Source organism: Lacticaseibacillus chiayiensis, assembly GCF_004123795.1.
Lineage (GTDB): Bacteria > Bacillota > Bacilli > Lactobacillales > Lactobacillaceae > Lacticaseibacillus > Lacticaseibacillus chiayiensis.
Genome location: NZ_MSSM01000041.1, coordinates 1 through 24187, shown reverse-complemented (window position 1 = coordinate 24187; position 24187 = coordinate 1). Strand labels below are relative to the sequence as shown.

Here is a 24187-nt window from a genome sequence, read left to right as displayed (position 1 = left end):
CCGGGCCGGCTCACGCTCACACAAAAACAGCACCCAACTGTCGAAAATGCCGGGTTGCTGTTTTTTTAATGCTCGTGTCAGTTATCAAAAGCCAACTCTGCTCCTAAAGTTCTTGCCAAATCACGCTGCATGGCGGCACCATCGTCGCCACCGGTAACAGCGGGCGTAGATTTGCCGGAACAAGCTTGGTATTGGCATCCTGTAGCGCTTGGGGCGAACAGGTTGGATTGGCCAATACCACTAGCGTCTGCTCCTCGTTCTGGCGGACAAAGCCGAAACTGTCTTCAAAAGTAAACGGAAAGAATGCAGCATCCGCCGCCAATGCCGGTTGATCAATGCGGGTCTGAATCGCAATCTGGTACAAATCCATGATCTCCTGATCTTCATGCCCCCAAGGATAAAAGGCGCGGTTATCAGGATCCTTCCCACCAGTCAGCCCTGCTTCGTCGCCGTAATACAGACACGGCACCCCTGGCAACCAATAGAAAAGCGAAACCAACAACTTCAACTTCTGACGATTGCCGTTCAAAACCGTTAAAATCCGCGGCGTATCGTGAGTACCGATGTTATTAAAATTAAAATCAAACGCATTTGACGGATAATTTTCTTTTAACGTCATCAATTGGCGGACAAAACCGGCCGCATTGAGCTGTCCATTGACAAAATCAATCAGCATCGACCGCAACGGGTAGTTCATCACAGCATTCAGCTCACCGCCCTCAAAATACTGGCGCCGCTTGCCATAAGCCTGCTTGTTGGAAGCATCTTCCCACACTTCGCCAATCAAAACGCGATCAGGGAACTGATCAAGCGTGCTCCGAATCTGCCGAATAAAGCCATCGGTCAGTTCATCAGCAACATCCAATCGCCAGCCATCAACACCCATATTCGTCCAATAGCTAATGACCGAATCCTTTTTGGCGGCAATAAAATTATGAAAATTCTGATTGTCTTTATTAATCGCCGGCAGATCCTTCACGCCCCACCAGCTGTTATAATCGTCTGGGAAACGCTTAAACGAAAACCATGATGCATACGGCGAATCCAAGCTGTTGGCCGCTCCAACATCATTGTATTCATTCACCGCATTAAAATACCGACTATCCGCCCCGACATGGTTAAACACGCCATCAAGGATGACATGCATCCCCTGTCGATGCGCCGCCGCCAAAAATTGTTTAAAGTCATGCAGCGTGCCCAAAACTTCATCAATTGCATAATAATCACCGGTGTCATAACGATGATTACTGCGGGCCTGAAAAATCGGGCTCAGATACAACGCATTAATCCCCCGCGACGCCAGCAATGGCAGCTTTTGCTGAATGCCGGCCAAATTACCGCCATAAAAATCCCAGCGGAGAACTTCCCCGTTATTCCCGCGTATATACATCGGCCGATCCGACTGCCGCCCATAAATAAATGAATTAGCCTTAGGCGCATTCACATGGCCATCTGCATTGCCATTTTGAAACCGATCCACAAAGATATGGTAAAAGCGGGCATGCTGATACCAACTGGGAACAGCATCAAACTCTTGCACCACCGTCAGTTGAAAGCTCACCACGTCGCCATTTTCCGGATAAACCTGCCCCATGCCGCCAAAACCGCCTTCAACCGCCCCAAAACGTTGACGGCCTTCATCGGTTTGCAATTCAAAATGATAAAACCACAACCCGGAAGTTGGCGGCGCAAAAGCAACCGCAAACCCATTCGGACTCTGCGTCATCGGCAACGACTGCGCCTGATCCCAATGCCCATCCGCAGCAATCACCAGAGAAGCCTGCGTCACGGCACCATCAGCCTTAGCCGAAAAATGCACCAAAGTCCCCTCCCGAACAGCCCCAAACGGCCGCCGATCGGTAAATGAATCAAATTGAAACATGTGAACCTCCTTGCTTTACAAAATATGGCAGTGCAGTGATATTAGCCTTAGTTGATGAGCTAATGCAGTGCCAACCAACGCAGAGTGCCAAAGCGGAGCTATCGGAGGCGGTTTGGGGCTCAGTGGTGAAATTGTTGTTGGTGGGGCGCCTTTTGCCCCGCCTACAACAAGGCCGAGCTTTGAGACTCTGCGCTTTTTGCAGAGGCTCAAAGTCGTGCCCACCACGTTCCAGCCTCAAACCGCCGGAGATAGCGGAGTTTGGCACGGAGCATCAGAGAACACTTGATGACACCAAAACGCTGTTTAACTAACCTTCCGTATCACTACCATCATCCTCAGGCGTCTGCGGCAGTACATGCCAAATCTCACGCCCATACCGCTGCACCGTAAAGTCCGCCGAGAACCGACCACTCTCCGCAATATTCACAAGCACCTTTTTCGCCCAAAGCTGCGGCTGCTGATACAACTTATCCACCCGGGCATTAGCCGCCAAATAACTCTCAAAGTCCGCCAGCACAAAATACTCATCATTGTACATCAACAGCGCATTATAAATATCGCGGCCTTCCGTCTCAATCCCCGGAATCTTCCCATTCACCAGCATATCCAACACGGCATGCAACCGCGGATCCTTTTCATAAAAGTCCCGCGAACGATAATCACCGCGCTGATAGTACCCGGCAATTTCTTTTTCGGTCAACCCGAAAATTTCGATATTATCATCACCAACCGCATTTTTAATCTCGATATTCGCACCATCCAGCGTCGCTAAGGTTAACGCCCCGGCGCTCATCAGCTTCATGTTGCTCGTACCACTAGCTTCCTTCCCGGCCGTTGAAATCTGCTCGGAAATGTCCGCACCGGGAATAATCTTTTCAGCCATCGTGACACCATAGTTAGGCAAGAACACGACCTGCAAATAAGGACTGACTTCCGGATCGCTATTGACCATATTGGCCACTGCATTCATGACCTTAATAATTTCCTTGGCATAAACATAACTAGGCGCAGCTTTGGCCCCAAAAATATGCAGGCGCTTCGGTCGCTTTTCGCCGCGCTTAATCGCCAGATACGCATCCAAAATACCCAAAACATGCAATAATTGGCGCTTATACGCATGCAACCGCTTAATCTGCACATCGAAAATGGCATCAGGATCGACTTTCACATGAACCATCTGATCAATGTACTTAGCCAATTCACGTTTATTTTCGGCCTTAGTCGCATTTAAATCAGACAGGAAACGCTTATCGTCAATAAAATCATGCAATTTCCGCAACGCTAGTGGATTTTGCCGCCATGCCGTACCGATTTTCTTGTCCAGCAAATGTGCCAGTGGCCGATCACCGATTTGAATCCAGCGCCGCGGCGTGATGCCATTCGTTTTGTTGTTGAACCGCTCCGGGAAAATCTGGAAAAGATCATGCAGCACATCTTTTTTGAGCAGTTCACTGTGCAGTGGTGCCACGCCATTAACCGCATGTGAGCCAATCGTTGCCAGATAGGCCATCCGTACTTGGCCGTTACCCAGCGGTGCGATCCGATCAATCATGGCTTGCCCAAACTGCGGCACAAACGCCAGCCTGAAGCGGCGATCAATTTCCTGCACGATTTGATAAATTCGTGGCAGTAATCCCCTGAACATATCAATCGGCCACACTTCAAGCGCTTCGGACAACAGTGTGTGGTTTGTATAACTCATCACTTTGAGCGTAATACGCCAAGCTTCGTCCCAACCGACATGCTCATCGTCCATCAGCACACGCATCAGCTCCGGAATTGCCATTGCTGGATGGGTATCATTAATGTGAATCGCCACCCGATCGGCAAATCCCGCCATACTATTGTGGGTGCGGCGATAGTGCCGGACAATACTTTGGATGCCTGCACTGGTAAAGAAATACTCCTGCCGCAATCGCAGTTCCTTACCGGCATTATCGGAATCGTCTGGGTACAGAATCTGAGTAATCTGATTAATCCGCTCACGCTGTTCCAAGGAAAAATGCGTACCGGCATGAATCGGCGCTTCTGCCGACCACAAACGCAGATTATTAACAACGCCATTATGGTAGCCCACCATCGCAACATCATACGGCACCGCCAAGACATCATCGGTGTTATGATAAATCACCCGCAAATGCCCGCCACGACTGGGACGCAATTCAACCCAGCCGCCAAACTTCACAGTGACGGCGCGATTTTCCTTCCGGGTCTCCCAAGGAAAACCATTGCGCATCCAATCATCCGGTAATTCAACTTGATACCCATTCACAAATGCCTGCTTAAACAAGCCATATTGATAGCGAATGCCGTTTCCGTTACCGGCCATGCCAACACTGGCCATGGCATCCATAAACGCTGAAGCCAACCGTCCGAGTCCGCCGTTACCTAAGCCAGGGTCTGCCTCGGCATCAAAAATTTTGTCCGGATGCAGATCCAGCTCCTTCAAGCCAGCTTCAACTTCATCCAAAATGCCGAGATTCAACAAATTTGATTGCAAGAGACGGCCCGGTAGAAATTCAATCGAGAAATAGAAAACCTGTTTCGTTTCTTCCTCATCATAACGCGCCTTGGTATCTGCCCACGGCTTAGCAATATATGACCGTGTCAATAATGCCAACGCCTGATAAAGCTGCTGTGAAGACAGATCTTCAATTGGCGCCGCGTACAACCTCAAGGCCATATCTTTGAATTCCGTGATGAATTGTTCCTTTGTTAATGCCATCAAATATACACCTCATCAAAATAAACAACCGTAACCGTTCACCTAAACATGAATAACGAGGTCCGGTCAAATCTCCGCCGCTGTTGGTTAGACGCTGTTCGCCTGACCTGCTTTGCGCACGATTCGACCCGACCTCGTTGATTGCCATCTTATGCTTTACCTAAAATTCGGTCATAGCCTTTTAAATATTCAGCTGCCGAATGATGCCAGTCGAAGTCCATGGCCATCGCCTGTTGCTGCAATCGAGCATAAACCTTTGGCTGATCTGCGTAAACATTCTTAGCCATTCGTAAGATTTTTGCAAAAACCCCCGCGTTATATTCCCAGAAGCTAAAACCAGTACCGGCACCGGTTTCGGCATTATATGGGGTCACCGAATCACGCAGGCCCCCGGTTTCATGTACGATCGGTAACGTGCCATAACGCATGGCCATCATCTGGGCTAAGCCGCTGGGTTCAAACGCGCTTGGCATCATGAAGAAATCAGCGCCGGCATAAATCCGTTGCGCCATCGCCTCGTCAAAATCAATCCGCACGGCCAGTTGACCCGGGAAGCGATCCTGCAACGACAGTAAATCTTCTTCCAGATCGCGATCGCCGGTTCCCAAAATAACGACTTGAACATTGTTTTGAACCAGAAAGTTTTCCAACGCATCGACCAGTAAGTCAGCGCCTTTTTGACGGGTTAGTCGACTGACCATCGCAAACAGTGGATCGGATCGCTTTGGCAAATGCATCTCGTCTTGCAAAATGCGTTTGTCTTTGGCCTTGCCTTTCAGATTCTTGGCGTTGTAATGATATGGCAGATGCGGATCGGTTTCCGGATCATAAACTTCATTGTCGATGCCATTCAGGATCCCGACTAATTTACCACTCTGTTTGCGTAAGGTGCCATCCAAATGCTCGCCAAACGCCGGTGATTGAATTTCCTGGGCGTAACTCGGGCTCACCGTCGACACTAAATCGGCAAAATTGATGCCGCCCTTAAGCCAGTTAACCGAGCCATCTTGGGCAAACCCATCATCGTTAAAACTTTGGCGGCCAATTTGAAAGACCGTATCCAGAATCGAAGGCGGAAACCATCCCTGAAACTGCAGATTGTGGATCGTCAGTTGGGTTTTAATCTGTTGATACGGGTGAATCCAGCCATATTTTTCCTTCAATAGCACCGGAATGAACGCGGTATGCCAATCGTTAGCGTGAATAATATCCGGAATCCACTCAATCACTTGCAGCATCTCAATCACGGCCATCTGAAAGAAGCCGAAGCGACCGCCATCGTCCCAATAGCCATACAGGCCGTCACGATCGAAGAATTGGCGGTTATCAATCAGATAATACGTCACATCCCCCAGCTTAATCGTTTTAAGGCCCACGTAAACCGGGCGACCACCCGTTTCAATCGTAAAATGCGTCAGATTTTTAACCTTAGGCAGATACTTAGCTGGGAATTTCTTTTCATAAAACGGAATAGCAACCCGAATGTCGATGCCTTGCTTTTTAATCGCTTTTGGCAAGGCATACGTAACATCGCCTAAGCCGCCAGTTTTATAGAACGGAGCACTTTCTGCAGCAGTAAAAAGAACTTTAAGCACGAGCCGTCACTCCCTTACCATCTGGCTGAAAGACTTTCTGATTCTTGGAAAATACAAGCGGTTCTTCCGGCGTGCCTTCCAAAGCCAGGTTCGGCCCAATGATGACGCCTTTATCCAGAATCGCGTATTTCACGCTGGATCCAGTGCCGACCTTGCTGCCTTGCATGACAATGCTGTGATCAACCAACGCGTCCCGATGAATGTGGACGTTGCGGAAAAGAATCGAATGATTGACGTCACCTTCAATGAAATCACCAGTGCCGAGCAAGCTGTTCGTCACTTTCGATTCGGTTGAGAAGTACGTTGGAATTTCATTCTTATTCTTGGTTTCAATCGAGTTAGCGCTATAAAGCAATGCCTGATAATTCTGATCTTCCAGCATGCTCATGTTCGCGTCATAGTAACGCTGAATGGTATTCAGTTTGGCCAAGAAACCGGTATATTCAAACGCATTGGCATTATTTTGCAATACGGCTTCGCGCATAATCTGCGGAAGACGTTTGAATGTCGGCGCTTCGGATGCATCGACCAGTAAATCGATCAAATCGATGGTGCCAATGAGATAGATGTCCATGAAGGCCGGAATTTTACCTTCCTTCAAGTGTCCGCGGTTTTCCGAAGCCGGCACCACTGAACTGGCAGTCCCAAGTTCGGTCATGTCCAGCGTGAGATCTTCAGGTTGCATCGCCGTTTCTGGTAAATTCTTGTAAGCGGTAGTGACCGGACTTTCACCTGCCTGATGATACGCCACAATCGCGTCAACATCGACGTTCGCTACGTTTTGCGTTCCCATGATAATCGTGTACTGGGCGCTGCTCTTACGCAGAAACTGTAGATAGTCGTCGTAGTAACGCGCCCGCAGTTCCGGATCTTCATAGTCGCGACCCGCCATATACGGATACGTGAAAATGCCGCCGGTGATCTGGTCCATGTTCCAAGTGGAGCCGCTGCGGATGTGGTCGGTGACACTGCGCCCCGATTTAGGCAGGAAAATCGCCACACTGCGAACATTTGCATGATCCAGTGATGACAGCGGAAAGTCAATGAGCCGATAGCGCCCTGCAAATGGCAGCGTTCCGATCGGGCGGGCTGCCGTCAATGGCTGAATTTGGTTGTCTTTTTCATTCAGATCAATGATTGCTGCTAAATCGCCTTTTCTCATTCTTTTTCAGTCCTTCCTAAAACTTCCCCGTAACCGACAACACTAATTTCGTTTGGTTTCCCGATAACCTTGCCATTGTCGCCGATGATCGCATTTTCACCGACAATTGCGTGATCCACGGTGACGTTCTTGCCGATGACGGCGTTTGGCATGATCATACTATCTTTAATGACGGAGCCTTCGCCAATCTTGACGTTCTGACTCAAGATGCTGTGCTGAATGGCGCCAGCCACATAGCAGCCGTCCACGATCATCGAGCCGGAGACTTTGGCGGTTTTGGTCAGGAACATCGGTGGCAAGGCTTCATTTTGGCTGAAAATGCGCCAGTTGCGATTGCCAATGTTGAGCGGATTGTTCGGGTTCAGGAATTCCATGTTGGCTTCCCACAGGCTCTGAATCGTCCCGACATCCTTCCAGTAACCACGGAACGCGTAAGCATAGCTGGCTTCGTTATGGGTTAAATATGCCGGAATGACATCGTGGCCGAAGTCCTCCATTGCGCCATCAGTAGCATAACTTTCGGTCAGATACTGCTTGAGTGTTGGCCAGTTGAAGATATAGATCCCCATGGACGCCAGGTTGCTCTTTGGCTTGGCCGGTTTTTCTTCGAATTCGATAATCCGGTCAGTGTCATCGGTGTTCATAATGCCAAAGCGCTTGGCCTCGTCTTTGGCGACTGGCATGACGGCCACGGTCAGAGAAGCTTTCTTGGATTTGTGGTAGTCCAGCATGGCTTGATAATCCATTTTGTAAATATGATCGCCGGACAGAATCAAAAGGTATTGCGGATTATACGAATCGATATACGCAATATTTTGGTAGATCGCATGCGCCGTGCCTTCAAAGAACTTTTCGCCTTCGCTTGAGGCATATGGCTGCAGGATCGTGACGCCGGCGCCGCGTTCGTTCAAGCCCCAGCTAGCACCGTTTTGAATGTGGCGATTCAGTTCAAGCGGCTGATACTGGGTAATGACCCCCGCGGTGTTTACTCCGGAGTTGGCTAAGTTACTCAGGGTAAAATCGATGATACGGTAACGGCCTCCGAACGGCACGGATGGCTTAGCGGTGGTTTTGGTTAATTTGCCTAAACGCGTGCCTTGACCTCCGGCTAGAATGATTCCCAACATTTCAGTACTCATGATTGCGGCGCATGTTGTGCGCCTTCCCCCCTAACTTCTTGTCTATAAAAGGTTCTATGCTTCACCGTGCCAAACTCCGCGATCTCCGGCCAGAGTGGGCTGGAACGCTGTGGGCACGACTTTGAGCCTCAGCAAAGACCGCTGAGTCTCAAAGCTCGGCCTTGTACTACGCCGGGAAGATCGCCCGGCTAGTACAATTTCACAGCTGAGCCCCCTCTGGCCTCCGATCGCTCCGCTTTGGCACTCATTAAAACGACTCTAAGCGCAGAATCCTATCACACACATATCTTTTTAATGTCAAACAGTTTTCACCCATAGCCACGCGCAACGATCATAAGGACTCCTTATAAAATATCGTCTTTCTTCACGCTTAGCGACGTTGTTGGCGGCTGTGCCCGCGCTGGTGTTGTTCCCAATCTTTGTGGTGACTGATCGCTTGGCGTTTTTGGGTGGCGATGGCTTTGGGTGACGGGCTGCCGGAGATTGCTGGTTGTTGCTTACGTTGTTGCTTTGGTGGCTTGGGCAATGGTGTCAGTTTTTTTGGTGCAATGATTAAGGCGCCCATGGCTGGTAAGATGACGTCGAGCCAAGCCGGTTCGCCGTGGGTGTTGCCTTCTTTTGCCGTTAGTGTTGCCTGCCACTTGGTCCATGTGCCCCCGAAGTCGATGTTTTCCGTGTTCAATAGCACGGTGTACGTTCCTAGTCTTGGTACCGGGATCTTGAAGTGGTCTTTTTGGACTGGCACAAAATTCATTGCGACCACCGTGAAATCGTCTGGTTGTTTACCATAGCGAATGTAGCTCATGACATCGGGTTCGTCGGCCATGGTGATCTTAATGCCGGACGGTTGGTGATCTTGTTGCCAAAGGCTTGGGCGGGCGGTGTATAAATGATTGAGCGTCTTCGTGAACCCTTGCATTTTCTTATTCATCGGATCCTTCAAGTCTACCCACTCAAGCTCGCTCCAGTCGCGCCATTCGAGGAACTGCCCCCATTCGCTGCCCATGAATAATAGCTTTTTTCCGGGAAATGTCGTTTGCCAGACGTACATGGTGCGGAGGTTGGCGAATTGATTGTATCGGTCGCCTGGCATTTTGTGCATCAGGCTCTTTTTGCCATGCACCACCTCGTCGTGGGAAAACGGTAAGACGAATTGTTCGTTGTACATATACATGAATGAGAACGTCAATAAATTCATATCACTGTGACGATAAACCGGATCTTCTTCAAAGAACTTGAGCGTATCGTTCATCCAGCCCATGTTCCACTTGTAATTGAAGCCCAGGCCACCCGTGTTGATCGGCGCTGACACCTTCGGATATGCCGAGCTTTCTTCGGCCATCATAAGCACATCGGGATGCTTGGCAAATATTTTGGTGTTCAGGCGTTTCAAAAAGGCAATGCCTTCGAGGTTGTCGCGGCCGCCGAATTGGTTGCGGTCATTTTCCTTGCCAGCGTCATAATCCATGTACAGCATGTTGGAGACGGCATCAACCCGCAGGCCATCGAGATGACAGTGGTCCAACCAATACATGGCGCTGGAAATTAAGAAACTTTGAACCTGCGCCTTGCCTAAATCGAAGTTCCACGTGCCCCACCGAACATTTTCAGCGCGGTGCGGGTCGGTATATTCAAAAGTAGGCGTCCCGTCAAACTGTGCCAGCATATCGGTATTTTTGATAAAATGCCCCGGCACCCAGTCCATGATGATACCAAGCCCGGCTTCATGTGCGGCATCGACAAAACGCAGAAAGTCTTCAGGATCTCCGAAACGACTTGTCGGGGCAAAGTAGCCCATCAGCTGATAACCCCACGACGCGTCGAGTGGATGTTCCATTAAGGGCAGAAATTCAATGTGGGTATAACCTAAATTTTTGACGTACGGGATCAACTTATCGATGGCGTCTTGATAAGTCATGTACCCACCGTCCGGGCCGGCGTTGGTGTCGCGAATGAACGAGCCGAGGTGCACTTCGTAAATCGTCAGGGGTTCGTCATACGGCCGCCACTTGCTGCGTCTGGTCAGCCAGGCATCGTCATGCCAAGTGATTCGGGGAACATCGACCAGACGCGCGGCACTGCCGGGTTTGTGTTCAAAGCCGAAGCCATAAGGATCAATCTTTTCGTGGGTCGCACCGTCCGAACCAACGATCTGATACTTGTATAACTGATGCTTCTGGGCAGGTAACTCACCATACCAACAACCAGTTTGCTCTTGTAGTGTGAGTGGGCTGCCTTGCCAATCGTTGAAATCGCCGACGACTTGGACCTGCTTGGCGTGCGGCGCCCAAACCAGAAATGACCATTTACCAGGTTCAACTTCATGGGCACCAAACCGGTTGTAACTTTGAAAATCCTGTCCTGTGTTGAAAAGATATAACCAATCTTTTAATCCTTGGATCATGATCATTCCCCCAATCACGTGAGCGTGAACCAGCGCGCTTAGAAACCGGAGTGTAAGCGGCCTTGGGCGTGATGGCCCGGGCTTAGGCCATTGCGACCGAGGTTCTTACACGCAGGTTTCTGCGCCGGTGAACGCGTTATGCTTTGGCTTGCTTCACCTACATCACGTATCGCGAATATTCCCTATCGCCCCAAGTGTAACAGCAAGAACATCAAAAGGCTCAAGAAACGCTCACCTAAACACTTTTATAAATAAAACGATTAGCACCGGCCAAAGGGAATATAATCCCCTTACGCGTCTAATTGTAACCGCTTACGGGAGATATTAACAGTAATTACAATTTTTTTGGTTGAGTTATTTGTGAGAATCATCTAAGATAGAAGCTATATTATTTAATGGAATCGCAATGTTAGCCACATCGACCCAATTTAATGCCTTAGTAAAGCACCCAACCACTGGAGGGATGACGATGAGCGTCGATATTGATTGGAACAACCTAGGATTTGATTACATGCAATTGCCTTATCGGTACGTTGCGCACTGGAAAGACGGTGCTTGGGATGAAGGCACCTTGTCAACGGATCCGAATTTAACTTTGAACGAAGGTTCCCCGATTCTGCATTATGGTCAAGGCGCCTTTGAAGGGCTCAAAGCTTACCGTACCAAGTCCGGAAAAATCCAACTTTTCCGGCCGGATCAAAATGCCCATCGGTTACATAACTCGGCAGAAAAATTGTTGATGCCACCTTTCCCCGAAGACCGGTTCGTGAACGCGGTCAAACAGGTTGTGGCTGCTAATCATGAGTACGTTCCGCCATATGGGACCGGCGCCACGCTTTACTTGCGGCCAATGCTCATTGGGGTTGGTCCCAATATCGGCGTCGCACCAGCAAAAGAATACATTTTTGATGTTTTTGCCATGCCAGTAGGCCCTTACTTTAAAGGCGGCATGGTGCCAACCAAGTTTATTGTGGCTGATCAACACGATCGCGCTGCCCATTATGGCACTGGTCAGGCTAAGGTCGGCGGTAACTATGCTGCCTCTTTACAAGCCGGCAAGTTTGCGCATGAACACGGCTATGGCGACGCAATCTATCTGGATCCAATTGAGCATAAGTATATCGAAGAAGTCGGTTCGGCTAACTTTTTTGGCATTTCAAAAGATGGCAAAACCTTGAAAACGCCGAAATCTCCTTCAATCCTGCCAAGTATCACGAAGTATTCCATTTTGACACTGGCGCATGACCGATTTGGCATGAAAACCGAGGAAACCAAGATCGCCATTACGGACTTAGATCAATTTGGTGAAGCCGGGGCGTGTGGCACTGCTGCAGTCATTACACCGATTGCCAGCATCACGTATCATGGTCATGAGCATGTCTTTTATTCCGAAACTGAAGTCGGCCCTTACACCAAGAAAATTTATGATGAGCTAACTGGCATACAGTTTGGGGATGTCCCGGCTCCGGAAGGCTGGATTGTGGATGTGCCGGTTAATTAGCTGAGTTTGGGAATTGTAGATTCACCATAACGCGTTCTCCGGCTCCTAACCGCGCCAGATCACGCTCACCAAAATAAAAGCAGCCGTCAAGTTTCTGACTTGACGACTGCTTTTTCAATTCATGAGTATCGCGATCTTTCTGCTGATGAAAGCTTAAAATAACTTTTCCACCTTGTGATGTTGTGCTGATGCTTTGCCTTTTTGATTAACGGGCAAAAGCAATCAAGCGCCAGTAGTCACCGACACATGTTTGTAAGGTGATGCGTTGGCCACCGCCTGTACCGGTGATGTCATTCCACAAATCCTGACCATCAGCGGTGACGGCGTTCGGATTAACAGTTGCTAAGCGATAAACGTGATACGTGCGGGCTTGGCCGGCTGCATCCGTCACAGTGATTGGCGAACCGATGCCTAATGACAGCATGGCGGCAAACGCTCCTGGGTTATGACCGATAAAGTGCGTATTTTCGCCGCTGTTATTGCTGTAGTTAGCTTGACCGCCCCAAGTAGCAGCGCCATTGGCCGGTGCAGCATCCATGCTCTCGTTACCAATGATATACGGTACGGTGACCCCAGCAAACATCAAGACCCGACTCGCATAAGTTGGTGCGGGCTGAACTTGCGGTTTAACTGGTTGCGCCGGTGTAACGACGGGTGTAGGTGCTGGTGCTGGTTTTGCCTGTTGAACCGGTGCCGGTGCGGAGGCTTGCGTTGCCGATGGCGTGGCAGCTGGTTTAGCGATTGGCGTTGGTGTAGAAGCAACTGGAGCCGTCGAAGCTGCCGGTGCTGGTGTCGAGGCCTTAACCGCTGTTGATGCGGCTGGTTGGCTAGCAACGACGCCTGAAGCGACCGACCAGCTTGGATGGGCAACGGATTGATTAGCCGGTTGTAATGCCGCTGTGCTGTTGAGCAAATCAACCTTTATCGATGAGCTTGTTGCGGTTGGCGTTGATACTTTTGCGGCCGTTGCTGGAGCTTTCGTAGCAGTTGTTGTCGTACTTGCGGCCGGTGCCGAGGTACTTTCCTTGGCTGGAGCTGCAGGCGCACTTGAAACCTGCGTTGAAGTTGCAGCAGGCTGCTTGGTCGCTGAAGCAGCTGTTTGTTTGACAGTCGCGGTTTTAACGACAGCTACGATCGATGCCGTTGCCTTGCCAGTGACGGTTGTTGTACTTGCTTTGGCAGTAACAGCAGCTGTTTTAACTGCTGTTGTCTTAGCCTCGGTTTTTTCCGCCGCTGAATTTGAAACCTGTAAACCAAAATATTTGAGTGAACTTACCGGTGCGTTTTTAACAAAGGATACATGATATTGCGGTGTCGTCTTAATTTGTGTCTGAGACGCCGTTTGACTCGTTGTAACACCCGAACCACTTGCTCCGTGAGCCAGCGTATCTGACTGTCCAACAGACAATCCTGCCAGCTTTGCACTGAGCAAATCGCTTGAAGCACTTACAACATTAGCTTTCTCCCTTGTTGTGATACGCGATCCGGCCACATCTTGATGCTGCATGTGATAGCCGACAGCTGATGTTGCCACTAGTCCGCCTGCCACAAGAGCGAAAGTAAACAAACTCTTGCGTAACATATAGACTCCCCCAGTCCATATTGTGAAACTGACTTACCACATAAATTCTTTTTTAGAGATGGCCATCTCTTGTTTTAGATTATGCACAAATTAATATCGTGCGTAAACAAATCTGTTTACCTTTTGAAAGTGATTTTGTTATTTATAATCAAAATAATACTCGCCATTAAGCCATTTACACTTTATTACACCATATTATAAAAGAAAAATTTTCAAAAATTGGTTATGGGCATTGACTAATGACCGTTGTTCTTCATGTACAGGTGTGTGCTTGATACAGACAAAAGTCGTCGTGATTTATCCACGAAAAAACTCCCCGAGGCCAAGTGAGTCTGTCTCCGGGAGTTCCATTCGCGTTGATATTGTGCGTATAAGCCGCTTGCTCAGATACTGCCGCCGTGTACTTCGGTGGCAGCAACGGTCAAAATAAATGCACTAGGATCAACTGCATGAACCAATTCAATCAGTTGCCTAAAGTTGCTTTGCTCGACCACCACCATCAGCATTTCCTTAGTCTCATCGGAAAAGCCGCCGACAACTTGTTGCACGGTTAGACCATGGGATGTTTCATCCCGAATCTGCTGTTTGATCAGCGGCAGTTGGTCGCTCATGACATAGACCACCTTTTTACGATCAAAACCGGTCTCGACATAGTTCATGACGAGACTCGTAATGGTCAGGGCAAATACTGCCAAGATAAACGCTTCAACGCCGGAAACCGGGATGTTAAACAATGACACCACAATATCGGTAAATAACAACGTCAACGACGGTTTTAGGCCGAAGTATTTTTTAAAAATCAACGGTGGCACTGTGGTTCCGCCGCTTGAAGCATCCATTTGGTAAAGCAACCCGACGCCGAACGCGAAAACAACACTGCCGACAATGATGGCCAGTAAGCGATCGGTCACCAAGTTGATCTCCGGCGTAAGCCACAGCAGCAACGGCAACATAAAACTGCCAAATAGAATTCGCTTGAGGGTGTTGCGATCAAGGAAGATCCACGCTAACACCAACATACACAAATTGACAGCCATGGTGGTGATCCCCACCTGAATACCGGCCACCTCCTGCACCAGAATGGCAATACCGGTTGCTCCGCCTGCTGCGACCGCGTGCGGCGCATAAAACATATTGATGCTCACCGCAATCAGCGCAAGCGCAAACATGATCCACAACCATTTCAACACAGGATGCCGCATCGTTTTTTGCATCAAGCCACCCTTTCCATTTGCTTTTCAGTCGTTTCTTATCATATTAATAATATACGGGAAAAGTAACTTGTTGACAAACGCGATTGTTAAGCGTGCTAGCCTGTGCGATTTCTGAGCCGGTCAACGAGATTTATTTAATCCCCATTTCGTAGTTCTACTAACCGCCGTTTTAAAACTTCGACTTCTGCTTGAAGTGCGGTTCCAATATCGGTTTCTGCCACAGTGCGACGGCGCGCTTCGGTTTCAACAACCCGCCGTGTGGAAATAATATCGGTCAGATTGGTAATGGCATCTGCCTTCGTTGTAAACGGCTGGTGGGTCACCAATTGCATCCCGTATGAATTGTCCAGCAAAGTATAGCCGCCGATTCCGGTCGTATTTTGGTAAGGCTTGGAGAAACCGCCATCAATGACAATCATTTTGTTATTCGCCATAATCGGATCAGTGCCTTTTTTCACCGGTGTATGGCCATTAATCACGTGCCCGACTTCCGGATCGAGGACGAATTCCTTCAAAATTTTCTTAATAAAGTCCGGATCCTTGCGCAAGTGATAATAAGGATTGCGGCCTTCAACATGGGTCGCGGGATCCTTAATAAAATACCGCTCAAACGTTGTCATGTCGTGCTTGCCAAAAAGCGGTGAATTCGGTCCGGTCCACAAATACCATAGCAAATCGGTCGCTAAATCAGCCTTTTCATTCGGTTGACTGTATGCTAGGCGCAAATTTGCTTCCAGCATGTCAAACAATTGGCGGCCGGCATAAGTGGTGCCATTAATGGTCAAGCCGATAAAATTACCATCTTCGTCCACGGGTACGCACCCATGCAACAGGAGATTGCGATTGTAGCGTAAATACATGCTGCCGCGATTAATCAGGAAATCCATGTGGCGATGCAGCTTTTCGGAATGCGTAAACGACTCCACCAGCGAATCAATGACTTCCTTTTCCTCTGGCAATAGGCGATAAGGATCAGCCGGATCAACCGTGGTGAAGCAGCCATTTTCAATCGGGTAAGTGTGCCCATTAAGTTCGATCGTTGCAAAATCCGGTGCGAGTTTGTCCAACAGTAGGCGGTGGTCCATCTCAAACTCGGGCCGCCGTTTAATTGTCGGACCTTCAAGCTTAAACTGAATCATGGCAATGGCTTGATGAATTTGGGTAATCTGCAGGCGCTCCGCTTCCGTAATCGGGCGATCCGACCGTCCCAACTTCGGTGAAAATGCTGGGTTATCTTGATAATATTGCTCAGCCAAACGCGCCAGGTGCCGCAAATTGATCCCATAGACATCTTCCAGAATGCTCAGATTGTTATACCGCGCCGAAATGCGCACAAGATTAGCAATACACAACGCCGAGCCTGCAGCACCGCCGATCCATAAAATATCGTGATTACCCCATTGAATATCCACGGAATGTCGTTGATCGCGCCGAATCAAACTTTCAACAACCTGATCTGGTGCTGGTCCCCGATCATAAATATCGCCGACGATATGAAAATGGTCAACGGTCAGCCGCTGAATCGTTCGGCAGGTCGCCTCAATCCATTCATCAGCCTGCTCCAAAACAATCAGGTTATGAATAATCTGCCAGTAATAGGCTAACTTATCCTGCGTTCCTGCGTCGTTATACAGCAACTCTTCGGTAATATAAACAAACTCTGGCGCCATCGCCTTCCGAACCTTCGAACGCGTATACTTTGTCGCCGTAAAGGCCAATAACCGAATCAAGCGTCGAAAAGTGGTCAGATACCACTGTTGCAGATCGTCGCCATCCATCTCTTGATGAATGGCAGCCAACCGCTCAGACGGGTAATACACCAAAAAAGCAAAGCGCTGCAGCGTCTTCTCAGTCATTTCATCACGAAAGCAAGAGCGAATCTTGCTTTTGACATTACCACTGCCGTTGCGCAAAACATGCTGAAACGCATTATATTCCCCGTGAATGTCGCTCATGAAAGCTTCTGTTGGCTTGGGTAGGTTCAAAATCGCCTCTAGATTGATAATCTCGGTTGCAATGGCTGGAATCGTTTGATATTTTGCCGTCAGCTCACTGTACAAATCCATGAAATAGCTTCCTTTCACATAGACCAATTTTGGCTCATGGCAATATGATAGCATATTTCAGGATTTTGTATACGGTTCCACCTCCTTTTGAAGAAAGTTCAGCATGAAACAGTGAATCTGGCATCAGTCAGCAGGACATCATTGCAGCTATTTAATCGAACTTTTTGAAAGGCCAGCTGTTTAAGGTAAGCCAAAAACTATACCACCGATTCCCAGTTCGACTGTCTGCTACTTTCAGTATTGCACTCAAAAAGCCCCATCTGCCACAGATGAGGCTTTTAATGGATCAACCTATCAATTGCCGGTGTCGAACCCTTCACACACTCGAAGTATTCAGCAACGCCGTCCACAACTTTTGCCGACGAACTTCCCGCGGTAGGAAGACGCGAACTGAATCCTGGTTAAACCCAAATAATAAGCGCCGATCGTCCACGAGGATTGGCCGCCGAAGAATAGCTGGTTGTTTCGATAATAAGTCTACCGCTTCTTTCAATGACAATGCATCAAAATCAACATCAAGGGCCTGAAACGCCTTTGAACGCCGCGAGACTAAACTATCGATGCCATCTTCCGATCGAGCCAACAGTTCCAAAATCTGTGCTTTGCTAATGCCCTGTTTCGACAACGAAATTTCCTCAAACGGCAATCCGTTAGTCTCTAACCACGCTCTAGCTTCGCGACTTGATTTTGACGAACCTGATGTATACAACTTAATCATTCAATCACCCCTCAACGAAACAATAATATATACTTATTGTTTCTCTGCCAATACCACCCACCTGTTCAATGCTAACAGCGTTCACAAGTCCCATAGTGATTTACTAACGACACCATTTTATTATCCTAATAATAATTTAACATATCCAGACACTTATGACAATAAAGACAACTCTCATGCTGCGTGACCGGGGTTTTAACCGTTTAGAGATACTGATCGATATAAATCCAGTCGTTAAAAAATGAACGGTTGAAGTCAAAGCCTTGACCTACAATAATTAAATAACAACGACAGCGTCTGAGCAAAGAATCAATTTAATTGTGAATTTTTAGCATGAAATCTGATATTTCAGTTTAATATCACCGGTTGGCTTACATTAAATTTAGCACAAGCTTATATCGCTTTCAATAACAATTTTTAAAAAAATAATTTGCGATTACTAACATTTAAATATTTTTGTCAACTATCAGTCCCTTAAAAGTCTTGTGCACAAGGCTTTTGCACGGCCTCATTAAGACAGTAGCCAAGACTTTTGCCCAAGAAAGGACGTGCACAATTTATTTTAAAATTTATTATACAACTTTTTTGAGACCAAAAAAAGCCGTCAAGTGTGAACACACTTAACGGTCATGACCGTCCTTCTCACTCAGTAGGACGGTTTTAAATGATTTGCTTTTGGTCAACACGATTATTTTGCGCTGACGGCTTCTTTATTAGGCTTGCCACTGGACGGTTGGGCTTCTCTGATGACGATGGTGTCGTCTACCAAATCCGCTTGCAACTTCTTGGCCTTAAGATGATCCAGATAGAAGTCAGTTACCTTGTCACGAATATTGCGCTCGATAACTCGGCGTAATGGCCGTGCTCCCATCGCTTCATCATAACCTTGGGCAATCAACCAATCTTTAGCGGCATCGGTGACTGTTAACGTAATGCCTTTCTTTGCGAGTGTCTTGTTGACGTCTTCAAGCATCAGGTCAACAATCTTACCTAAGTCTTTCTTGGTTAAGTGACTGAATTCAACAATCCCGTTAAACCGGTTGAGGAATTCAGGACGGAAGTATGGCGCCAACCGTTTCATTAAGTTTTCGTCTTTTTCCTTCTTGCCAGTTAAGGTTTCGTTGCCAAAGCCAGCATTGGAAGTGGCAATAATCACGGTGTTCTTGAAGTCCACGACATTGCCTTGGCCATCGGTAAGCCGACCATCATCTAAGACTTGTAGCAACAACGTCAAGACTTGCGGATCAGCCTTTTCAATTTCATCGAGCAGAACGATCGAATATGGATTCCGTCGTACTTGCTCAGTCAGCGTGTTCTTGTTGTCATTGTACCCAACATATCCAGCACTGGTACCAATCAACTTGGATACCGCGGTGCGATCACTGTACTCAGACATATCTAAGCGGATAATCGCATCTTTGCTGCCGAAGAGATCCATCGCCAACTGCTTGGCTAATTCAGTCTTCCCGACGCCGGTTGGTCCAACGAACAGGAAACTGCCAATTGGCCGATTGCCTTCATCAAAACCAGCGCGATTCCGACGAATAGCCCGAGCCACCATATCAACAGCTTCATCTTGGCCAATGACCTTGCCCTTCAAGCGCTTGCCAATGCCCTTAAGACGTTCAATGTCGGACGCACCAAGCTTCGATACCGGAATGCCAGTCAAACGCTCCACCGCTGCAGCGACATCGTTTGGAGTGGCTACAACAGGCTTCTCGTCGTTTGTTCCTTCAAGCTGATGTTGCTTGTCGGCAATCTCTTTCTTGAGGCTGGCAGCTTTTTCAAAGTCCTCAGCCTTTGCCGCCGCATCCTTTTGGGTGTTCAGATCCTTGATTTGCTTTTCCAGTTCAACTTTATCGACAATCGGATGCTTGCTTGCCAGATGTGCCGCGGTCATATCGATCAGGTCAATCGCTTTGTCAGGCAAAGAACGCTGTGGAATGTACTGAATACTGTAATCCACCGCTGCCTTCAAAACATTTTCCGGCAACTGAACGTGATGGTGTTGTTCATAAAGCTTCTTGACGCCTTCCAGAATCTTGACCGTGTCCGCAGCGCTTGGCTCGTTAATGGTGACATCATTGAACCGGCGTGCCAAGGCACTATCCTTCATGATGGTATTGCGATACTCGTCCTGGGTGGTAGCGCCAATCACGGTAATCTCACCACGAGACAACGCTGGCTTAATAATGTCGGCAAGCCCTTTGCCACCGGATTCTTCGCCGCCAGTTGCGCCGGCACCCAGAATTTGATGGATTTCATCAAAGAACAGAATAACATTGCCGGCAGCTTTCACTTCTTTGATCAGATTCTGAATCTTCTCTTCAAAGCTGCCACGGTATTGTGTGCCGGCTTCCAGGTTCGACAGATCAATCGACCAAATCTGCTTGTCCTTGATCGCTTCAGGCACGTTACCCTTCACAATCGCCTGCGCCAAGCCTTCGACAACCGCCGTCTTGCCGACACCAGCGTCACCGACCAGAATTGGATTATTCTTCGTGCGCCGGCTCAGAATCTCAGCGGTTTCCTGAATTTCGTGGTCACGGCCAATCACCGGATCAAGCAAACCATCCTTGGCTTCCTGCGTCAGGTTCCGGCCAAGCTTTTCGAGAATGCCGCCCTTCTTAACTGCCTGTTCACCAGTCGTCGCAACCGGAATCTCATCGCCCTGCTTCGGCAACTGGCCAGTCGCACGATACTGGGCAAATTCATCAGGCGTCATTTCATGGCCGTTGACCACATACCGGGCTGACTCGCCTTTACCCATACCTTGAAGCATCTGATTAAAAATATCGTCCATATCATGATTATTGAAAAACGGATCGTTAAAGTTTGCCATAGCTGAATTCCTCCTTGTTGGGAATGTGCGGGGAAAAGGTGCTTGATCTGGTACGTTTCTGTGCGGAGAAGCTTGATACTTCTTTGAAACGCGCTCACCAGCCCAGAGACCGGGCTGGTTCACGCCCTACAAAAAAGTACTCCCAGACGCACTGGCAGTACTTTCGTGTCGAACTTATTCACTTGATGGCACTGATGCCGTGGCGCCTTTTCCTTGTTTACATAATGTATTATAGCACGAAATTAGCACTCTGACAAGCGGAGTGCTAATTATTTCAGAAATATTTTTTATGCTGGCGGCTTAAAACATCAATACCGTGACAACAACCGCTTTTCAACTTTACGTTCATTAAAACGTACCAATGGATCACCATTGACCAGCGCCCGTGCGTTGTCTTCAAAGATTTTAGCCCTCTTTTCGCCACGTTTACGCTCCAGACGCTTGAAAGCTGCTGACATCTCATAACTACGACCAGGTAAATGGTGGGCGTCGGAGGCAAAAACATGCGCCAACCCGGCATCAATAATATCTTCTGAAAATTGCTGAACCTTTTTGCCGAACGTGCCGACATAACTGCTAGCAGTCACCTGCGCAAATGCCCCCCGTTCAATCATCTGATACAGTAAACCCGGATGCTTCATCAGCCGAGTATTGCGTTCCGGATGCACAATCACGGGCACCATCCCGCGTTGCATCACTTCAAACAACATATTTTGTGTATAAAGCGGTACATCATCAGACGGAAATTCAATCAAGACATAGTGGCCGGTCACGTCACAAGTCAAAATGTCGTGGTGGTCAATTGCTTCTAATAAATCGCCATTAATTCGGACTTCTTGACACGGAAAAACGGTCAATGGAATATGCCGCTGCTCCAGCACATCCTGAAACTCATCAGTCAACCGAATCACATCCGCCGCATGATTCGTATACCGCCCGTTCATATGGTGTGGTGTCATTAAAGCATGCGTAATTCCGTCAGCCACCGCTGCCTCTGCTAACTCCAATGAAGTCGTTAGATCTTTGGAACCATCATCAATCCCTGGTAACATATGGCAATGCACGTCAATCATCATTCACTTCCCCTTCCAATACTATCTAGTATCCAATGAAGCGCTGCCAACGTCAAATCGTTTTTTGTAACAGTTTCTTAACGATTCGTAATAGATCAGCGTGATTGCAGACTTTGCGGTATAATATGCAAAGATTACGGAGGAAATGAGGTTCAACAATGAAAAAAATCCTGATACGTGTTCTACTCGTCGTACTCGTTGCCGCTCTAGGGTTTGGTGGCTTCGTGTACTACATGGTTCACAACTCAACATCGCAAATTTATTCTTATAATAAGAAGACAAACAAATCTTCCGATGACAAAACCACCAGCGGAAAACCCGTTGCATACTTACTGCTTGGTACCGACACCGGTGAACTTGATCGTTCCTACAAAGGACGTACAGATACTATGATTGTGATAGTCCTAAACCCCAAGTCCAAAACGACCACCATGCTCTCGGTACCACGTGACACCAAAGTCAATTTCGACGACGTGACCATTAAAATCAACGCTGCCTACTCGTACGGTTCCTCTGACACCGCCATGGAAGCCGTTGAGAAGCTCCTTAACATAAAACTGGACGGCTACCTACTTGTCAACATGAAGGGCCTAGAACAGATGGTAAATGCTGTTGGCGGCGTTACCGTCACCTCACCGCTAAGCTTCGACTACGAAGGCAAGTCCTTCGTCAAGGGCCAATCCTACAACCTCTCAGGCAGCGATGCGCTTAAGTTCTCCCGGATGCGCTATGACGACCCGCGAGGCGACTATGGTCGGCAAATGCGTCAACAGCTGATTCTGACCTCAGTCATCGATAAGGTGAAGAAAAATCCGACGACTGTCCTTAGTTCTAAATTCCTAAATGCTGTCGGCAAAAATGTCCGCACCGATGTTTCCCTTGGATCTGTTAAGAACTTGGCTACGGCCTATCGCGACGCCGGTAATACCATTAAGAGCGACCAGCTGCATGGTACTGGTCAGAACATTGATGGTCAGGATTATGAAGTGATGTCTGATGCTGAGCTAGCCCGTGGGCATGATGTGATTCAGAATGCTTTAAACGCGAAATAACGAATATTAATAAAGAATCCAGCCGGACCGCCTTGTTACAAACGCGGTCCGGCTGGATTCTTTATGTTTAACACCCATCATGGAACATCGCAACTTCCTTAATAAGCGCCGTTAGGGTGAATGACAACTGATACGGTTTTAAGTAAAATTTTTAGATCTTCCGAAAAGCAAGCATGCTTAATGTAATATAAATCCAACTCGACCATTTCCTCGAAGCTAAGATCACTTCTCCCGGAAACCTGCCAGAGACCTGTCACACCGGGAATAACCAAGAGGCGTTGGCGATCATAGCTTGTATACTTGGCTACTTCACGAGGCAGAGGTGGACGGGGACCAACCAGACTCATATCACCTCGTAAGACATTGTAAAATTGTGGTAACTCATCAAGACTGTACTTGCGTAAGATACGACCGACTCGGGTAACACGTGGATCGCTTTTAATCTTAAACATTGCACCTGAGACGTCGTTTTTGTCGACCAACTTCTCAACCATCTTGTCAGCATTGGCAATCATCGATCGAAACTTCCACATCTGAAATTGTTTACCGTCTTTGCCAATTCGTGTTTGTGAATAAAAGACTTTGCCATGCGGATCATCCAGCTTAATTAAGATGGCGATAACAAGAAACACACCACTAAGCAAGACAAGCGCAGTTGAGCTCGCGATAATATCAAACCATCGTTTACCGTGAATATATGTTCGCGTCATGCTTCCAAGATCGACAGGTTCTGATTGCTGTTGTCGACGTTCAGTTGTCGTTTCCAATATTTACCCCTCCACATATACAATAGTGTAAACGAAAATCCCCCAAAAGATTTGGTCTGCATTAGATTATAACATTATATATCAAATCGCAAGTTATAATTTTTGTCGCCGGATTTAAAATCGAAGTGCAACACCGGTTGAAGTAGACCAATCCAATTAGATTGGTTTAACAAAACAGGCCATGAAGACCTATCCTTGAAGCGTCTAAAACTACAGGAAAGGTGATATCTTCATGACCCAAGACAAGTTTAACAGCACTCGACATTACACTCAACTCACCGCTGAAGACCGCGGCGTTATTGAGGGGCTTCATCACACGAAAGGCTTCTCCATTAGAAAGATTGCTGCTCGTCTCCATCGGGCGCCGAGCACTATCAGTCGGGAACTCAATCGCGGTAAGACCCGTCAGCTGAGGTCAAACTACTTGTCTTACGAAGCCATTACGCTGATACCGCACAGATTCTA

Annotated in this window: 15 protein-coding genes and 1 pseudogene; 3 read left to right on the top strand and 13 right to left on the bottom strand. The window is 48.0% G+C overall.

Going from position 1 to position 24187, the window contains the following annotated elements:
* Window positions 1–103 precede the first annotated feature (103 nt).
* The 6 genes from BVJ53_RS13340 to glgB all read right to left on the bottom strand — a co-directional run bounded on the left by BVJ53_RS13340 (window position 104) and on the right by glgB (window position 10907).
* Entirely contained in the window at window positions 104–1882 is a 1779-nt protein-coding gene (locus BVJ53_RS13340; RefSeq protein WP_129302830.1) for a glycoside hydrolase family 13 protein, read from the bottom strand.
* A 307-nt stretch (window positions 1883–2189) separates the two neighbouring features.
* Window positions 2190–4607, bottom strand: coding sequence for a glycogen/starch/alpha-glucan phosphorylase (locus tag BVJ53_RS13335; RefSeq protein WP_129302829.1), 2418 nt, complete (start codon window positions 4605–4607; stop codon window positions 2190–2192).
* A gap of 149 nt (window positions 4608–4756) precedes the next feature.
* Window positions 4757–6202: a glycogen synthase GlgA gene (gene glgA, locus BVJ53_RS13330; protein ID WP_129302828.1), complete on the bottom strand. Its 1446-nt coding sequence runs from the start codon at window positions 6200–6202 to the stop codon at window positions 4757–4759.
* Window positions 6195–7364: a glucose-1-phosphate adenylyltransferase subunit GlgD gene (gene glgD, locus BVJ53_RS13325; RefSeq protein ID WP_129302827.1), complete on the bottom strand. Its 1170-nt coding sequence runs from the start codon at window positions 7362–7364 to the stop codon at window positions 6195–6197. The genes glgA and glgD overlap by 8 nt, the downstream gene beginning before the upstream one ends.
* Window positions 7361–8503 carry a glucose-1-phosphate adenylyltransferase gene (locus tag BVJ53_RS13320; RefSeq protein WP_129302826.1) on the bottom strand — a complete coding sequence of 381 codons (1143 nt, stop codon included), beginning with the start codon at window positions 8501–8503 and terminating at the stop codon, window positions 7361–7363. The genes glgD and BVJ53_RS13320 overlap by 4 nt, the downstream gene beginning before the upstream one ends.
* 370 nt (window positions 8504–8873) lie before the next feature.
* A complete protein-coding gene (glgB, locus tag BVJ53_RS13315) occupies window positions 8874–10907 on the bottom strand; it encodes a 1,4-alpha-glucan branching protein GlgB (RefSeq protein ID WP_238150181.1) in 2034 nt (677 codons plus the stop codon).
* Between the two features lie 469 nt (window positions 10908–11376).
* Between glgB and BVJ53_RS13310 the strand changes: the two genes are divergently transcribed.
* Window positions 11377–12408, top strand: coding sequence for a branched-chain amino acid aminotransferase (locus BVJ53_RS13310; RefSeq protein WP_129302825.1), 1032 nt, complete (start codon window positions 11377–11379; stop codon window positions 12406–12408).
* A 205-nt stretch (window positions 12409–12613) separates the two neighbouring features.
* On the opposite strand, the pseudogene BVJ53_RS15375 reads toward BVJ53_RS13310, so the two are convergent.
* The 6 genes and pseudogenes from BVJ53_RS15375 to BVJ53_RS13280 all read right to left on the bottom strand — a co-directional run.
* A pseudogene (locus BVJ53_RS15375) lies at window positions 12614–13399 on the bottom strand (sortase domain-containing protein); the annotation flags it as partial.
* 974 nt (window positions 13400–14373) lie between these two features.
* Complete coding sequence (locus BVJ53_RS13300) at window positions 14374–15204, bottom strand: YitT family protein (RefSeq protein WP_129302824.1); 831 nt, start codon at window positions 15202–15204, stop codon at window positions 14374–14376.
* A 134-nt stretch (window positions 15205–15338) separates the two neighbouring features.
* Complete coding sequence (locus tag BVJ53_RS13295; RefSeq protein ID WP_129302823.1) at window positions 15339–17270, bottom strand: fructose-1,6-bisphosphatase; 1932 nt, start codon at window positions 17268–17270, stop codon at window positions 15339–15341.
* A 316-nt stretch (window positions 17271–17586) separates the two neighbouring features.
* Window positions 17587–17988, bottom strand: a complete 402-nt coding sequence (locus BVJ53_RS13290; protein ID WP_129302822.1) for a Spx/MgsR family RNA polymerase-binding regulatory protein — start codon at window positions 17986–17988, stop codon at window positions 17587–17589.
* A gap of 688 nt (window positions 17989–18676) precedes the next feature.
* A complete protein-coding gene (locus BVJ53_RS13285; protein ID WP_129302821.1) occupies window positions 18677–20830 on the bottom strand; it encodes an AAA family ATPase in 2154 nt (717 codons plus the stop codon).
* Window positions 20831–21138: 308 nt separating this feature from the next.
* Window positions 21139–21903 carry a tyrosine-protein phosphatase gene (locus tag BVJ53_RS13280; RefSeq protein WP_129302842.1) on the bottom strand — a complete coding sequence of 255 codons (765 nt, stop codon included), beginning with the start codon at window positions 21901–21903 and terminating at the stop codon, window positions 21139–21141.
* 158 nt (window positions 21904–22061) lie between these two features.
* On the opposite strand from BVJ53_RS13280, the gene BVJ53_RS13275 reads away from it, so the two are divergent.
* On the top strand, window positions 22062–22955 hold the full coding sequence (locus tag BVJ53_RS13275; protein WP_129302820.1) for an LCP family protein: 894 nt from the start codon (window positions 22062–22064) through the stop codon (window positions 22953–22955).
* A 98-nt stretch (window positions 22956–23053) separates the two neighbouring features.
* Here BVJ53_RS13275 and BVJ53_RS13270 read toward each other — a convergent pair whose 3' ends face one another.
* Window positions 23054–23665: a sugar transferase gene (locus BVJ53_RS13270; protein ID WP_263932698.1), complete on the bottom strand. Its 612-nt coding sequence runs from the start codon at window positions 23663–23665 to the stop codon at window positions 23054–23056.
* Window positions 23666–23954: 289 nt separating this feature from the next.
* Here BVJ53_RS13270 and BVJ53_RS15370 point away from each other — a divergent pair.
* Window positions 23955–24187 (top strand): helix-turn-helix domain-containing protein (locus BVJ53_RS15370; protein ID WP_158280584.1); only part of this gene is annotated, 233 nt, incomplete at its 3' end.

Bases quoted from the DNA above. Each gene is read 5' to 3' on its own strand.
- BVJ53_RS13340 (WP_129302830.1), bottom strand. From the start codon at position 1,882: ATGTTTCAATTTGATTCATTTACCGATCGGCGGCCGTTTGGGGCTGTT.
- BVJ53_RS13335 (WP_129302829.1), bottom strand. From the start codon at position 4,607: ATGGCATTAACAAAGGAACAATTCATCACGGAATTCAAAGATATGGCC.
- glgD (WP_129302827.1), bottom strand. From the start codon at position 7,364: ATGAGAAAAGGCGATTTAGCAGCAATCATTGATCTGAATGAAAAAGAC.
- BVJ53_RS13320 (WP_129302826.1), bottom strand. From the start codon at position 8,503: ATGAGTACTGAAATGTTGGGAATCATTCTAGCCGGAGGTCAAGGCACG.
- glgB (WP_238150181.1), bottom strand. From the start codon at position 10,907: ATGATCCAAGGATTAAAAGATTGGTTATATCTTTTCAACACAGGACAG.
- BVJ53_RS13310 (WP_129302825.1), top strand. From the start codon at position 11,377: ATGAGCGTCGATATTGATTGGAACAACCTAGGATTTGATTACATGCAA.
- BVJ53_RS13300 (WP_129302824.1), bottom strand. From the start codon at position 15,204: ATGCAAAAAACGATGCGGCATCCTGTGTTGAAATGGTTGTGGATCATG.
- BVJ53_RS13295 (WP_129302823.1), bottom strand. From the start codon at position 17,270: ATGGATTTGTACAGTGAGCTGACGGCAAAATATCAAACGATTCCAGCC.
- BVJ53_RS13290 (WP_129302822.1), bottom strand. From the start codon at position 17,988: ATGATTAAGTTGTATACATCAGGTTCGTCAAAATCAAGTCGCGAAGCT.
- BVJ53_RS13285 (WP_129302821.1), bottom strand. From the start codon at position 20,830: ATGGCAAACTTTAACGATCCGTTTTTCAATAATCATGATATGGACGAT.
- BVJ53_RS13280 (WP_129302842.1), bottom strand. From the start codon at position 21,903: ATGATTGACGTGCATTGCCATATGTTACCAGGGATTGATGATGGTTCC.
- BVJ53_RS13275 (WP_129302820.1), top strand. From the start codon at position 22,062: ATGAAAAAAATCCTGATACGTGTTCTACTCGTCGTACTCGTTGCCGCT.
- BVJ53_RS13270 (WP_263932698.1), bottom strand. From the start codon at position 23,665: ATGACGCGAACATATATTCACGGTAAACGATGGTTTGATATTATCGCG.